The sequence below is a fragment of the Nocardia sp. NPDC058499 genome (assembly GCF_042719915.1).
GTDB lineage: Bacteria > Actinomycetota > Actinomycetes > Mycobacteriales > Mycobacteriaceae > Nocardia.
Map to the genome: position 1 here is coordinate 211,022 of NZ_JBHXMZ010000011.1, position 13,969 is coordinate 224,990.

Here is a 13,969-nt window from a genome sequence, read left to right on the forward strand (position 1 = left end):
GCTCCTAGAGTTCGCGCCAGACTTGGAAGCCGTGTTCGGCCGCCGCGCGGGCGAGGAACGGAGGCAGGGTCCAGGGGAGGCCGGGAGGTGCGGTGGTGGGCCAGGCGGCGAGCGCGGCCACGCATTCGGGCGCGGTGACCCACCAGCCACCGTCGTCGGTTCCGGTGAGCTTGTGTAGCGCGATCCCGGGGCCGTCGCCGATCGCGGTCCGGCGCACGAGTTCTCGTGATCGTGCCTCGTCGAGGGTGCCGGATCCGGTGTGCGCCACCGGGTCGGGTGCCAGACTCGGGTACGCCATTCCGGCCCGGACGAGTTCGCTGATCTGGTCGCCGGTCAGGTGCCAGTGGACCGGGTCCGGGTCAGGTCGGTCCGGGAAGGCGGGGACCGGTGCGCCGGTGGCGGTCACTCGATACAGCTCCACCCCGGCGGTCACGGCCGCGCTCACGGTAGCTCGCCGTTCTCGTCGCGGTAATGGTCCAGTGCCCGGTGCAGCGCGCCTTTCGCCTGGTCGATCGCGGCCTTCGCGTCCGCGATCTCGCTGCGGGCGATTCGCCATTGCTCGACGACGATATCGGGCAGAGCGACCGTACCGACGCCCTGCCAGTCCGAATTCAGCCAGTCCCGGGCATCGGATGCCTTGATGCGGCTGGCGTCCAGCGAGCCCAGAGCGTTGAGGATGATTTCCTGCTGGGTGGGCAGTTCGGTGGTCACAGGTTCTCCTGGGCTGCGTCGGTGGTGAGCAGGCTGGTCGGGGTGGCGCGTACCGCGTGCTCGTAGATCTGCGCAGCCAAGGGGTCGGCATCCCACAGATCGCCCGGCGAGGTTGGGTGAGCGTCGGGGTCGGTGTTACCGCGGACCTCGACCGGTACGGTGAGTCCGAGTTCGGCGGCCCGGTTGGTGGCGGTGGCGCGGAATGCGTCGAGGTAGCGGGTGTAGCGGGCGGTCCAGCGGCGTCGCAAGGCGTCGGCGTCGGCGTCGAATTGTTGTTCCAGCGCGTGCTCTTGCTGGCTGTAGTCCAGGTCGGCGGACCGTGCGGTGAGCGCCTCGAGCGCGTCGCTGCGGGCGAGTTCGAGGGCGTCGAGCTGGTCCTCGTAGTATTCACCGTCGGCGAGCAGCTGCTGCCAGCGCATGTGGCCGGGGGTGTCGGGGTCGTCGACGAGTTGGCCGACTTCGCGCAGCAGGTAGTCGATCCGCACGTCGATCACGATCGGCGCGCTGCGATATCCGGCCAGGACGTCGGGGTCCTCGCACCCGGCACTGTCGAGCAGTCGTTCGATCCCGGCGGCTTCCCAGCTGCCGGGGCGGCCGGCCAGCAGCGCGTCGACACCGCCGCAGTTGGCCGCGACCTCAGCGAGGATCGGCACGAGGAACCCGGCGAAGTCGATCGGCTCGGTCGCGTCTGTGGTGCCGGGAGCCGGGGTGGGGGCGGTGCCCGCGGGGACGCCCGGGCGGGCGGGCCGGCGCAGGCGGGCGGCGCGGTCCAGCAGTTCCACCACCTGGCGGTGGATGTCGGCGAGGGTCTGCGCCGGCACGGCCGGCGGGGCGGTGAGGTCGGGCTGATTCACGGCGAAATCCTTCGGGTGCGGCGACGGTGGGGCCTGGCGGGCCGGGGCGCGGCGAGACGGGGTCCCCGGGTTGCCTGGTCTCAGCCGAGGGCGGGGTCGTCGGGAAACCGGGTGCGGGAGTAGAGCAGACGGTGGCAGGGCTCGGCATAGGCCGACGGCAGCCGGGCGTCGGGTTGCAGCCATTGGTCGGCGATCGCGCGCCAGCCGCCGGGGCCGTGGTGTTCGTCGGCGTAGTCGGCGACCAGGGAGGCGAGGGTCTCGGCGACCTCGGTGTAGCGGTCCTCCGATGCGGTCCAGGCGCGCAGGACCGCGGCCATCCGGTCGCGGGCCTCCACGTGCACGCGTTTGGGGTTCGGGCCGGTGGCGCGCATCGACGCGACATCGCCGGAATCGGTGCGCGGCCACAGATTCAGCTCACTGCCGAAAAGCCACAGCTCGCTCATCAGCGCCGACTCCCACGAACCGGGGCGCCCGGCCACCAGCGTGCGCGTCGCGTAGTCGGCCGTGGCGGAGACATCGGCGTCCCACGGGCCGAACCGGTTACGCGCCTCGAAGTGGATCACTTCGGCCGCGGACGCGAGCGAGGCCACCGCCTTGCGGCCGGCCAGCGCCAATGCTGCCTGGAACTCGTCGGCCTCCTCGGCGCGGCAGGGTTGGACCGTGCGCAACGGCCCGTACGCGTCCGTGATCTCGGCCAGCGTCGCGACCTCGGGTGGCCGTTCCCATGAGGCGGTCGGGTCGAAGCCACGGTAGGTGCCGGTGCCGGCTTGGATCACCCAGCCGACATTGCGGTGGTCGACAAACCGGTACGGCGGCCGGTCATCGGAATGGTTGTCGGTCACGCGCGGTCGCCCTCGGGCGCAGACTCCGCAGTGGGTTCGTCACCGTGACGGACATCGGGCGCGACGGGGAGATCGCGACCGTCAAGGAGGACCACTTGGGCTCCGGCGGGCCACGGCAGGCGCATGGTGGCGGTCGTCTTGCCGACCGGCGGCTCCGCGGGATCAACCGGAAGGGGTCGCAGTGCGAGCGGGCGTTTCTCGGGCACGGGTGGTTTCCCCTCCGGGTCGACGTGCGGATGTGCGGTGAGCGTAGCGCCGGCTGCCGACACCCGCGGGTGCGGCGACCGGACGAGATCGCGGCGATCCGCGGCGATCCCGAAGGTTCGATGCGGGGGTTCCTGCGGCATATCGCCGAGAAGGCCCGGCATCGTGACGACAGGACCATGAGAAATCGACACGATGGGTGAGAATCTAACACGAAAAAATGGTGCTGTCCTGCGACTCTGCGCAATTGACTTCCGTTAACACTTATTAGCGGAAGTCAACCTGAAGGGACTCTGGAAACTTGGTAGTCGGCAAAACATCTATCCGACGATAGTACGTTATGAACCGTACGTTGTGGACTGTCTTTTTGTTACACTCGCCGGGTGCCGTTACTGACCAGCTCCGAAGCCGCGGACATCATCGAGGCCCGCACCGGTTTTCGCCCCGACCGCCGATGGCTGCACGCCCAGGCGATCACCAACCTGCTGCCCGACCACGGCACCGGGGTCCATCACAGGTTCGACGCCGACGAGCTCGCTGAGTTCCTGGCCCGCTATCCCTATCGGCGGACGCTGCCGTTCGCCTATCTCGGTGTTTCCCTCGGCGTGCTCGTCGAGGTCGACGAGTACGAGCGCACCGCGCCCGCTAAACCGTTCCGCCGCTGGGCGGGTTATGACCACCACAACACCCGCGGCCTGACCTCGGTCGAGCGGGCCCGCGCCATCGTGGCGAACTGGCGTATCAGCCGCGCTACCGCGCAATACGTTCTCGACCACCGGCTCCCCTTGATCGGGGATGTCAAAGGTGTTGTCGACCACGACATGATCTACTGGCCTCGCGGCATAATCCCCCTGGCGGGAGGCATCGGTTTCGATATCGACCCCGACCTGCGCGGCCACGACGAGATCGGGACCGGCGCCATCATCGACATCCCCCGTGGCAACGTCTGGCGGCTCATGACCGAAGGCACTGCGCCATGAAACGCCAGGCTTCATCCGCTGTTCCGGTTGTGTCGATCGTGAGTGGCGCGCTGCGGGCCGGAGTGCATGGTGCGCAGCGATGACGCTGTCTGGGTGGTCCAGGTCCGCGAGTCGATCAGCGGCGACGAGACGCAGCGCGCGCCCGAGCAGGCCATCCAAGCCCTGCACCACGCCGCCACGCTCACCGCTGCCGCGTAAGACCTCGACATCCGCACAAACCGCTGAGCTGCAACTCATCCGGAAGATTGTTGTCCCTGGATACCGAATACCAAGGAATGAAGGAAGATTATGACCGTGACAGATGCGGATGCCTACGACCCCTCGATCTTGGCGATGAGGGTGCTGACCGCGGACTTACCCTATGACGATGCGGTCCACCTGGTCGTCGAACACAACCCGCGATCGGATCCATCAATGATGGTCAAGTCGCTCGATTGGCACCTGACCGAGAAGAAGCGCCTCTACACCTTCAAACGCTGGACCCGCTTTTATGACCGCACCTTGGTCTTTATGAGCTCGCCGGAGACAGAACTGAAGTTCGGCGTAATGCTTCTGGCGGCAACCGGCTTCCTGGCCGCGACACTGATCGGGCTCGCAGTGACCGGCCACCTCGTCATGAGCGGCGTGGTTCTGGCCGCCACTGCCATATCCTGCGCAGTTATCGGACTTATCGCTTGGCGGCGCCGCTGCCTGTCACTTCGCTACTCCGACGTCTTCTGGACAGGCAGACGTCGGGGGACGCCCAGCTGAGAACACCGTGCGGCAAGTTCCGCACCCACGGCGGCTACGACCACCGCAACACCGCCGGCCTGAGCCCACAGCAACGGGCCAACGCGATCGTGTCGAGCTGGCCCATCAGCCGCAGCAGCGGCCCCGGACGTCGTCGACCGCGGGTGGCCGCTGATCGGCTGTATGCGGGGCGCAGTCAACCCCGACATCTAACTGGCCCACCGCGGTGGTACCGCTCGGCAGTGGAATCGGGTTCCGGGTCGATCCGGACCGCAAGGGTCATCCCGAGTTTCCCACCGGCGCCATCCTGGATGTCGCGCGCGGCAATATTTTCCGCTTGATGCCGGCAGGCGCAACGCCGTAACGACCTCACTGCGGCCACACCGGACCACAATTCGGTGCTGTTCCCGCACATGCTGGACGCCGTACTGCCATGGCAACCCGCCCCCACCCAAACACCACGATTCTCGATCGGAACCGCGCATGTCGGGCCCCACCAAGTCTCTGCTGTTCACCGCGATCGCGCTGACCGCCATCATCATCGGCGCCGCGGCCGCGTTCCTGTCCAAGGTCGACGGCGCCACGGTGCCCGCCACCGTGCGCGCCGGCGCAATCGGGTTCGGGGCCAGTCTGACGCTGTTCACGGCGGTTCTGACTGCCTACACGGTGGTGTGACCACCCATTCTCTCTCCCGGCTGGCGACATCCGTGTCACCGCGGTCCTGTCCAGCCGGTAGATCGATGCGTCCCTCAGCCGCTTCTGCGGCGTTTGAGTTGGCGCTGGACCGCCTTGTAGCGTGACGTGGTGGACAACTCAAGTTCAATCGACCAGGCGGTGGGAGCCGTCGCCGAAGAGCTAATCGGTCTGCATGCGCACCAGCAGGATCCGACGACGGCGTCGAAGCTGGCCGCGAACGCGTTGGCAGCCCCGGTGCTGCAAACACTGGAACACCAGCGCCCCGGGCTCGCGAATATCCATCTGGCGTTCGCGTTCGCTCGCCTGTTGAGCGAGGAATGCCCGCCCGCCGGCCGGGACAATCGTGGTGTGCCGCAAATGGCTCTGCTGGTCGGTGACGGGGCCGAAATGCCCGGCCACGCCGAGGCACATAAGGCGGCGAGTGCAGGGTTCGGTAACCCCAGCTCGACGGCAGAGGCCAAGGCATCCAACGCGCGTTTTGCCGAAGCCATTCCGCTGGCCCAGCGATTCATCCAGGTATGGACGCTGACTCCGCGCGCGGTGCCGGACTTCGTCCAGGCTCAATCCGCCCGCTCTCCAGTGATGGTCGATGGAGTATGGGGCGTGCTGTGGCAGGCCTGTGTGACAATGCGCTCCGGTCAGAGAGGCTCGGCGGTGGGTCAGCAGCCGCGCTGACGGAGTCGATTCTCCACCGGCGCCACCCTGGACGTCCGACGCGGCAATATTTTCCGTTGGTGCCGGCGGGGACAGCACCGTGAATCTCATACAGCATCGGAACCGTGCGCGATGTGCGGCGGGCCGGGCCGCCGCCCCCGATGCCGGACCGCCGCGCCGGATCGAACCGCGGTAGCCGGCTGCCGCGCTGTGCCTCGAGGGTTGTCCGAGCCGCCGTAGGATCGCGGGGTGATGCGATCGGCGTGGATCAAGTGGGCCAGAGGCGTGGAGCACCAGCGAGGCTTGGCCCGCGAGATGCGGGAGTTCTCCCGCGGCGACACCTACGACTACATCCGCTTCGACAACGCTGGCAAACGGTCCGATCCGCTGGTGAAGATGTACTGGGTGCTCAGGGTCCGGCAGCCGTATCCGGAACGGTGGAGCGTCCTTGTGGGCGACATCCTCACCAATCTCCGCGCGGCGCTCGATCATACGTTCTGGGCTGCGACTATGGCCGCGACGGGCATGCCGGCCAAACCGCACCTGGTCACGTTCCCGCTCTACGGCGACAAAGACAAGTTCAAGTCGAAAGCCAAGGACCTTCAGCCCCTGGTGGCACCAGGATTCTGGGAGCTGGTCGAGGCAGTGCAGCCATTCCACGCCGATCAACCCGACCGAGTCCCGTTGGAATCGCTGCGTTGGCTGTCCAACGTGGACAAACACCGCGCGGTGCATATCGTCGGGCGGACAGCCTTCGATGCCGGCCCGATCATCACCGATAGCGAGTACGAGATCATCGACGACGAACGCATCACGGGCGAAGTATCGGATGGATCGGTTGTAGCGCGTCTGAGATTGCGACGCCCAGCCAACCCAACCGACTTCGCCGTCAACCCGACATTCGAATATTCACCGTCATTGCAGGTCAACGACAGCCCTGAGAAGTTCATCCCATTGGACGTGGTGATGGATGCCATCAGCGAGGACGTGCTGGGGGTTGTGGCAGGCGCTACACGGATTCTCGGAGAAGAGTTCCCGGATCCCGAGAGCTTGAACGTCGGCATGGAACAGGAGACCATCGCCGCTGAGTTTTCAGGGGCGGTCGTGCGCGTCCATGGCGAGGACGAGGCCATTCATCGGTTCGCAGTGCCGATGCACACCTCAGAAGAGGGAACCACCGGCGGAACCGAAGACGCATCGGTAACGCATTGAAAGAACGGCCTCATCGCTTCCCGGGCTGCGCTCCTCGCTGTGGCCGCTCTGCCGATGACGTGCGCAATGGCCTGTCCTGAAGGCGGGTCCCGATCTACCGGCGGGGTCGCGACCTCTGTGCAATGGACGCACCCCGCTCCGGCGTAGGCGTCGATGTCGGGATCTGGTGCGATCATCATCAGCACGTCGGCGAGTGCCCGGATCCGATAGGACTGCGCCACAACGAATCCCACGGGTGGAAAATTTTCTTCCACCATCCGCACCGCAGCTTGAGTTATGTAACACTTCTTTCCATGCAACGTAACGGGGTGTTCAGCCGGCATGTGGTGCGTGTGACGGATCCGGAAGCGCTGTGGCCGAATCTCCCTTTCGCCGACCGCGAGGAGGCGCCCGAGTGGTTCGATCCCGAGACGGGCGAGCACCGGCCGCCGCCGGCGTTCGTCGAATTGTTCGTGCCCGACCCGGATTCCGATGAGTCCCCGGAATTGGCCGCTCGGTGTGAGAGCGCGCCACGGGCAGATGAGGAGGAGTGCGCACGGATAGTGCGCTGGCCCATCCCGCGGGTCGTGCTCGACGACCAGTTCTTCACCATGCTCGCTGAACAGATCGACCCCTTGGCCACCGAGGTCGCGGACGGCTTGACCGTGACCGAGTCCCCACGCGGCTGGCATCAGCGTCTTACGCCCGACGCCGCGGCTGCCCGCGACGAGATCGGTCGCCGGCTGACCGAGCTGCTGGCCGACTCGCCGATTCTTGAAATTCACGAGATCGACGAAGCCAACCAGAAATTGCTCGACCAGCTCGTCCATGCCGACCTGCCGGACAAGGACCTGCCCACGGTCGTGGACACGCTGCGAGAGCGGATCACGCCCCGCCGAGCCGGGAACCGGATCGTGATCGACGGCGGCCTGGAGTACGTGACCGAGCTGCGTGACGCCGCGCGTGCCCGAGTGCGTGACCGCCTGGAGATCGTGGCAGGACTGATGAGCGCCGACCGCAGCGAACGTGACGAACTGCTGCGCCGCATCGTGGCCTGGGACAACGAGGGCGACAGCTACCGCTCGCTGGCCAAACTCGTCGGACTATCGCATCCCACGGTCCGCAAAATCGTCAGGGAGGCCACCGTCGAACACGACCTCGCCCTGAACCACCTACCGGCGACCCTGCGCTCACTGGCGCTGGCCTGGAATCCGCCGGGACTCCCGGAAGCACACAGCGACAGCTACGACGACTACTACGAGCCCGACGATGACGACGGGTACGATGCCGGAGAATCACTACGGCTCGAACACCTGCGTTTGAAGAGCTGCGCGGTATGCGGGGAACCGCCACAGAAGATCGTGCGCCGCTGGACCATCGGCACCGGTGAAACGCTCGACCCCGACGACCCACACCGGAAACAGCCGGGTTACCCGCGCACGCTCGGACAGAAGCCTTACTACGACAGCATGGCACGCTGGGCGGTGTGCGGCACTGTGTGCGCACGCGAAACCATCAACACAGACCGGGCCCGGCCGACCAGGCGAGCCAGCGACGACGAGTACTACGAGGTCAAGCACTTCCACTACACACCGCACGACAGCGAGTTACCGGAATCCCTCCTACACCTACGCGGCCTCCTGCGCACCCTCGGCTATAACTGGGACCAACTCGCCGAAGCCGCGACCACCGACAACACCGAACAGGCCGCACACAGCGTCAACGAATTCCGGCGCGCAGTCACCCGCATCGCCGAAGCTGTCGCGCAGTTCCGCACCTACACCCCACCCCCGCGACAGTTCCTGCCCGGCGATCCCGAACCCACCGACATCGACCGAATCCGCCACGGCGACAACATCCACACCAATGCCACCGACCCCTGGGCTCCCGGACCCCCCGGATGGCATATTCCCGGAACCGAAACCACCCTCTCCTGGGACGAACTCACCTCGATGGCCGACGGCGACCTGTACGAAATACCAGTCGAACAACTCGACCTCACCAGCCTGACAACCACACACGACTGACAGAGTGAGGGCAATACGGATGCCCGGCGCGGATAGACGATCCGGGCGAGTGCGGCTCGCCCCGGCGTCCTGGTGCCGACGCCGATCACCACCGAACGAGCGCATACTGGACAGGTGAGCGCGACCAGCGCAGACGACATAGTCATCCACGCGAGCCATCGTCCGGACGTGCGCCGCTGGATCTGGGTTGCCGCCGACCGTACCGACCATGCGCTGGCCGTGGTTTCCGCTGTACCTATCGCCGACTCCGGCTTCGCGATCGTGCGTGGTGTCCTCACCGTCGTCGCGGGCCGACGACTCGGCACCCGACTGCTGATCCATGCCCGTGACCGCCTATCACGCTGTACCGCAGCGGCATGGCGACCCCCGAAGGACACCGCGCCTGCCTCCGCGCTGAACTCCCACCGTTTCCTGGTAAGGCTGCCGACCTCGCGCGCCGCGGGATCGAATTCGAGCCCTACCCGGCAGACAAAGCCCGTGAGTCCGGTTTCCGCGAACTCCGCGAGGCCGCGGAACGACTCGGGCTACATCCACCATTGGCGTGACTGGTGGTCGATGTACGGACTCGGGCGATTCAGCGGCGGCTCGTCGCGTTTCTCGATCCGACACCAACAACCGAAGCCGAGAGGCTGTGGAGCCGACTCGGCAGTGCTCACGGTCCAGGACGAAAAGCTCGGCAACGTAGCCGAACCGACAACTCTGGGCGATGCATGCGCGGCGCTAAGGGGGCCTCGGGCGCCGAACACCGACCGAATGGCCCACCCGCCGTGAGACACCGGGATTACCCGGAGCCCTTCTCACGGTTCAATCGGCGATATGGAACAGGGCAGTCCTCACACACCGCACCAGCACGATCCCCGCCGCCGGCCACTACCTGGAGGAGCCCTTCTTCTCCGCGCTACCGGTGCTGCTCCTGGCTGCACTGCCGACGCAATCGCGTTCTGCGCTATGACCTCACGAACAGGCCGCGCCGCACCAGGATCATTGCCGGGGAGGACCCCAAGTGATTCATCTGATGCAATGCGCAGGTCCACTAGTTGACAGAATCACGCTTATCGGCGTGGAAAACACATCGATTTGGGCGATCGGCCCAGATCGACCTCCGCGCCGGACGCCGGCTCGGTCGATGCTCTGCCAGGGTGCGGCACGGGTCGCCAGCCGACTCGTTTCCCCAGAGGTCAGTCTATATTCTAATGCGCATAGCATAGTATGTGAATGTAAGCGGGTTTCCTCGTCGACATCGGGGCGTATGCAATCACGGCGATCCCCCGGCGGGCACACAGCCGCAGCCCGCATCCCCTCCCCTAGCCTGTGGCCGGCCTTCGTGGCGGGTTACGAATAGCGTTGAATCGGAAGAGATTCGAGATGTTTACGACAAATGCCCACACCGGAGGCTCTTCCCCTGATCCGGAACGTAAACGGCCACAATGCCATCCAGGTCAGCCGTCAGCAAGCGACTTCTCAACTGCATGCAATCACCCTACCTAATTATCGTCACGTGACATATATCTTCCGCAGGTGGCCGGCGAACTGCGATGTGCCACGCTAGATGTCGTCTACATTGGGCGTGTCTTGGGGCAATCTTCGGCACTGTCCCGGGGCTTCACCCGCCCCATTCTGGACTCCCCCATTCCAGCCGAGTGACCGAGCAGCGCAAGACATCCCTTCCGACGCAACCATGCCAGACTCGGCCCAGAGCCCCTGCGACATACCAAGGATAGGGTCGATACCCCGCCTTGCGGACGGCGAAAGCCGCACCAACACACCCCTACACAGCAAGACACGACCGGAACCGAGAAGGTTAGATAGCGACAACACAAGCCATAGAAACTGCCACTGACCTGCCCTTATAACAGTCTAACAGTGGATATAACAGCCACTCTAACAAATAGCGAAGATGGCTTGTTGGGCACGCGCCAGCAAGAGAACCCTCCACCTTCCGAGTCAACCGATCCGGGATGATTCATGCTACGAACGACAGAGCGGAGAACTCGCCCACTGAACAGCAGGGATCGACAGGCGAGTCGGCGTGACTTTGCTATGAGGTTCTCGTAAGCTTCCATCGACATGCTCTGATCAACGAAAGGGAGTGGGGGATGACGGATGTCGCCACGGAGGGCAACTCCGCCCTTCTGTCGAGTCTTCCTGAATCCGCATGGATGAGAAGTGGGATCAGCGATCCAGACAACTCACTGGCGATTCTCGGCAAGAAAGGCGGAACTGGAAAGACAACACTGTCACAGCTCATTTTGGATGCGGCTGTTCGATTCGGCCTAGTAGCGCTGGGCATAGATGGCGACCCACAAGGTAACCTCTCGATAGCACTTGACAACGAAGTAACACTCCTGGACACCGGAAAGACAGGGCTAGGCGGAAAGAAAGTCCTTGAGCCCGACCGGTTCACACTCGTAGATATTCTCGACGCGAACGAAGATGGCGTAATCGACGAGGGATTTCAGCTCAGCGGTTGGCAGTACAACCCGCAGGCTGAGTTCACTAGAGGTGGCCCGCTCATACCAGGGAAACTTGGAACACTCGGAGTGGTGCCCGCATATAAGGCACTCGAAGATCTGAGCCGAGGTTGGAATATCTCAGATCTGGGAAGACTCGACCGGGCACTCAACAAGCCCTTGGAGCCAGGGGGTACTGTCCCAAGAGTTCGATGGGATCTCGTACTTTCAGACATGCTGCCCGGCGGCTCCGACCTCGCGCGTGCACAACTGAAGGCAATGCGCAGGTATCTGATGCTTACGACGGCGGAGCCGTTCGGTATCAACGCGATCGCAGACACTTTGGAGTTCGGCCGTGACATCCGCGACAACTGGAACAACCCCAGGTTAGAACCACTTGGTCTGGTGTTCACGTCATACAATCCACAGGGCCTTGTAACGCGGGCTGAATTGAAGGAGCTCCGCGAGGCGCAGGCCGCAGGGAGCGATGCCGTAGACGTTGAGATCTGGCCGCCCCGAGTCCCCACTCGAACCGTTGTCCCGCAGGCTCAGGGCTTCAGGGCTCCCGTTTCCGCTCTACTGGCCGAACGGAAATCTCGCGCTAAAGCTACCGAGATGTGCCAAGTTGCCGAGGCAGTGCTCCTCCAAGTTCTCCACAAGGTCGGCCACCCTGACGCCGAGGAGTTGGAGTCGCGATGGCGCGCGGCCTGGCCTGAGCTCTCGCCATGGGCGACTGGAGCCATTACAGACAAGGAGATGGAAAATGGCGCTCCAGCGTAGGGGTGTCCTCGCCGGCACATACGGTGCCAGCGCTGCCGAAAGAGACCAGCCTGCTGCAGGCGCTACCCAGGCCGACCTGGCAGTCGAGGCACGTGAACAGGCATCTGATAGGGCGCCCGCGAAAGAGGCGGAACCCAATCAGGAGCGGGCCCTCTCGTCGGTTTCGGAACCTGCCAGCGCTGGGCAGGGCACGGCATCATCGATTCAGGCCCCGGTTGATCCGGCAGGTAAGGAAAGAAGCCGACAAGAACCTGCCAAGAAGTCACAGAAGGCATCGAAAACTGAGAAGGACAGCGCCGATCGACAGGCGCCGCTAAAGGCGGTCGCCAAAGCCAAGAGGACCCAGCTTCGGGAGGATGAAAACGCCCGGCTCGCCGTCGAGAACTCCTACAGATCGGCGAAGAGGCGGCCAAGGGAGTGGGGCAACGCCGGCATCCGAATCTCCACAACTGTCAAGGCGCGTCTAGCGACTCGACGAGCTCTCGACGAAGAGGTCTTCGGAGTGAAGTTCGCTGAGACGCACTATATCGATGCCGCGCTGGCGCGAGTACCCGAAAACGCTCACGAGGCAATCAAATGGGTGCACGAGTATCTGGACGCTTTCGACCTCAAAGGTCCGACTACTGTCGGAACGACGGGGCGGCTTAGGCACGAGACCTCCGAACGGTTGGACAGGGTAGCCCGCGCGATGCGCATGGAAGCAGGCTACGGCTATATCGGCCACCTCCAAACCGCCGCAGTGGATCGATTGCTCGACTCACTCGACCGCTGGGATTCTCAGCTCCAGCCTCGCACAACCGAGCTGGATGACACTGAGTACTGATATCGGGCAGTTGGTATGAGGATCATCCTCATACGTCATCATCTTCTCGTTGGCTTGCTGCCGAATTCGGTCGATTGGTCAGGTAGTGCGTCAGAGGCCCACGATGCCTCGCGCACTACCTGCACTGAACTGCCGGACGGTCGTCCCTGTGGGAGCCCATCCATTATTTGTCACAGTGATGAATTGGCCATGCGCCGGCGCGCCACGGTCGATTCAACCTCGTGTCGCATTCGATTGTGGAACTTTGACTTCTTCCGGTGCTATGTCGGTGCGTAATCCCTTCCAGCTGGGGGTGGCGCAGGCTCCCGCCGCTGTACTCGCGATACTCGACGCTGCCGACGAGAGCCGGTTCTACGAAATGAACGGCACTGGTGCCGCCGCGGAGTGCAGGTAGGGCGAACAGCGGCTCTACCCGGGCCATTTCGTCGAATCGGATCCGCAGTGCGCGGCGTGCGGCCATGGTGAATCCGGTGCCGACGTTGCCGATGTGCACAAGCTGACTGTCCGGGCGGTGGGCGGCCAAGACCAGGCCGCCGAACGTATCGACCAACGCGCCGGTGCCGGTGGTCCACCCGGCCACGATTGCCTCGGCGCGACGGCGGATCGGGGTCTCTCGCTAACCTAGCAGTCGAGAGCTCACACCTATCCGGAAGTGAAGGGCCCCTCACTGTTCCACCACCATGACTGGGGTCGACCCCGATGGTCCACGAGTAGCGCGCTGGATGCGCTCCTTTCGACGTCGCCCGTATTTGCGCTTGCTATCGGGCCGCAAAGACACACGCGGTCTGTCCAGTGTTGGCGGCGCCAGACACGATAACCGTTGTGCCGGTGCGGCGAGGCCGCCGGTGCCACCCACTTCCTGGTCTGGCCCAGGTCAGGTATCGAACCAGGCGAGGCCAACGATCGCGGATATGGGTGTGGGGGGGGGGAGGAGGGGGGCGGGGGGGGAACGACGCAAGCGGCACGGGGGGGGGGGGGGCGGGGGGGAGAAGGGAGAAGGGGGGGAAGAGCGGGGGGGGAGGGAGGAG

The 13,969-nt window shown here is 64.7% G+C and carries 16 protein-coding genes; 10 read left to right on the forward strand and 6 right to left on the reverse strand.

Annotation, left to right across the window (positions count from 1 at the left end):
* Window positions 1-4: 4 nt before the first annotated feature.
* The 5 genes from ACFWPH_RS28680 to ACFWPH_RS28700 form a co-directional block, all read right to left on the reverse strand.
* A complete protein-coding gene (locus ACFWPH_RS28680) occupies window positions 5-445 on the reverse strand; it encodes a hypothetical protein (protein WP_378755285.1) in 441 nt (146 codons plus the stop codon).
* Window positions 442-711, reverse strand: coding sequence for a hypothetical protein (locus tag ACFWPH_RS28685; protein WP_378755286.1), 270 nt, complete (start codon window positions 709-711; stop codon window positions 442-444). The genes ACFWPH_RS28680 and ACFWPH_RS28685 overlap by 4 nt, the downstream gene beginning before the upstream one ends.
* Window positions 708-1,565: a hypothetical protein gene (locus ACFWPH_RS28690; RefSeq protein WP_378755287.1), complete on the reverse strand. Its 858-nt coding sequence runs from the start codon at window positions 1,563-1,565 to the stop codon at window positions 708-710. The genes ACFWPH_RS28685 and ACFWPH_RS28690 overlap by 4 nt, the downstream gene beginning before the upstream one ends.
* 80 nt (window positions 1,566-1,645) lie before the next feature.
* Window positions 1,646-2,407, reverse strand: coding sequence for a hypothetical protein (locus ACFWPH_RS28695; protein WP_378755288.1), 762 nt, complete (start codon window positions 2,405-2,407; stop codon window positions 1,646-1,648).
* A complete protein-coding gene (locus ACFWPH_RS28700) occupies window positions 2,404-2,775 on the reverse strand; it encodes a hypothetical protein (RefSeq protein ID WP_378755289.1) in 372 nt (123 codons plus the stop codon). The genes ACFWPH_RS28695 and ACFWPH_RS28700 overlap by 4 nt, the downstream gene beginning before the upstream one ends.
* Window positions 2,776-2,994: 219 nt before the next feature.
* On the opposite strand from ACFWPH_RS28700, the gene ACFWPH_RS28705 reads away from it, so the two are divergent.
* The 10 genes from ACFWPH_RS28705 to ACFWPH_RS28750 all read left to right on the forward strand — a co-directional run bounded on the left by ACFWPH_RS28705 (window position 2,995) and on the right by ACFWPH_RS28750 (window position 12,941).
* Window positions 2,995-3,591: a hypothetical protein gene (locus ACFWPH_RS28705; RefSeq protein ID WP_378755290.1), complete on the forward strand. Its 597-nt coding sequence runs from the start codon at window positions 2,995-2,997 to the stop codon at window positions 3,589-3,591.
* Window positions 3,592-3,657: 66 nt separating this feature from the next.
* Window positions 3,658-3,789: a hypothetical protein gene (locus ACFWPH_RS28710; protein ID WP_378755291.1), complete on the forward strand. Its 132-nt coding sequence runs from the start codon at window positions 3,658-3,660 to the stop codon at window positions 3,787-3,789.
* Window positions 3,790-3,879: 90 nt separating this feature from the next.
* A complete protein-coding gene (locus ACFWPH_RS28715; RefSeq protein WP_378755292.1) occupies window positions 3,880-4,341 on the forward strand; it encodes a hypothetical protein in 462 nt (153 codons plus the stop codon).
* A gap of 462 nt (window positions 4,342-4,803) precedes the next feature.
* Complete coding sequence (locus ACFWPH_RS28720) at window positions 4,804-4,995, forward strand: hypothetical protein (RefSeq protein ID WP_378755293.1); 192 nt, start codon at window positions 4,804-4,806, stop codon at window positions 4,993-4,995.
* 129 nt (window positions 4,996-5,124) lie between these two features.
* Window positions 5,125-5,691, forward strand: a complete 567-nt coding sequence (locus ACFWPH_RS28725) for a hypothetical protein (RefSeq protein WP_378755294.1) — start codon at window positions 5,125-5,127, stop codon at window positions 5,689-5,691.
* Between the two features lie 228 nt (window positions 5,692-5,919).
* Window positions 5,920-6,882: a hypothetical protein gene (locus ACFWPH_RS28730; RefSeq protein ID WP_378755295.1), complete on the forward strand. Its 963-nt coding sequence runs from the start codon at window positions 5,920-5,922 to the stop codon at window positions 6,880-6,882.
* A 293-nt stretch (window positions 6,883-7,175) separates the two neighbouring features.
* Window positions 7,176-8,888: a hypothetical protein gene (locus tag ACFWPH_RS28735; RefSeq protein ID WP_378755296.1), complete on the forward strand. Its 1,713-nt coding sequence runs from the start codon at window positions 7,176-7,178 to the stop codon at window positions 8,886-8,888.
* Window positions 8,889-9,244: 356 nt separating this feature from the next.
* On the forward strand, window positions 9,245-9,433 hold the full coding sequence (locus ACFWPH_RS28740; protein ID WP_378755297.1) for a hypothetical protein: 189 nt from the start codon (window positions 9,245-9,247) through the stop codon (window positions 9,431-9,433).
* Between the two features lie 1,551 nt (window positions 9,434-10,984).
* A complete protein-coding gene (locus ACFWPH_RS28745) occupies window positions 10,985-12,118 on the forward strand; it encodes a ParA family protein (protein ID WP_378755298.1) in 1,134 nt (377 codons plus the stop codon).
* Window positions 12,102-12,941, forward strand: a complete 840-nt coding sequence (locus ACFWPH_RS28750; protein ID WP_378755299.1) for a hypothetical protein — start codon at window positions 12,102-12,104, stop codon at window positions 12,939-12,941. Before ACFWPH_RS28745 ends, ACFWPH_RS28750 begins: the two co-directional genes overlap by 17 nt.
* A gap of 163 nt (window positions 12,942-13,104) precedes the next feature.
* Here ACFWPH_RS28750 and ACFWPH_RS28755 read toward each other — a convergent pair whose 3' ends face one another.
* Window positions 13,105-13,521 (reverse strand): hypothetical protein, encoded by a 417-nt coding sequence (locus tag ACFWPH_RS28755; protein ID WP_378755300.1) that lies wholly within the window; start codon window positions 13,519-13,521, stop codon window positions 13,105-13,107.
* Window positions 13,522-13,969: the final 448 nt, after the last annotated feature.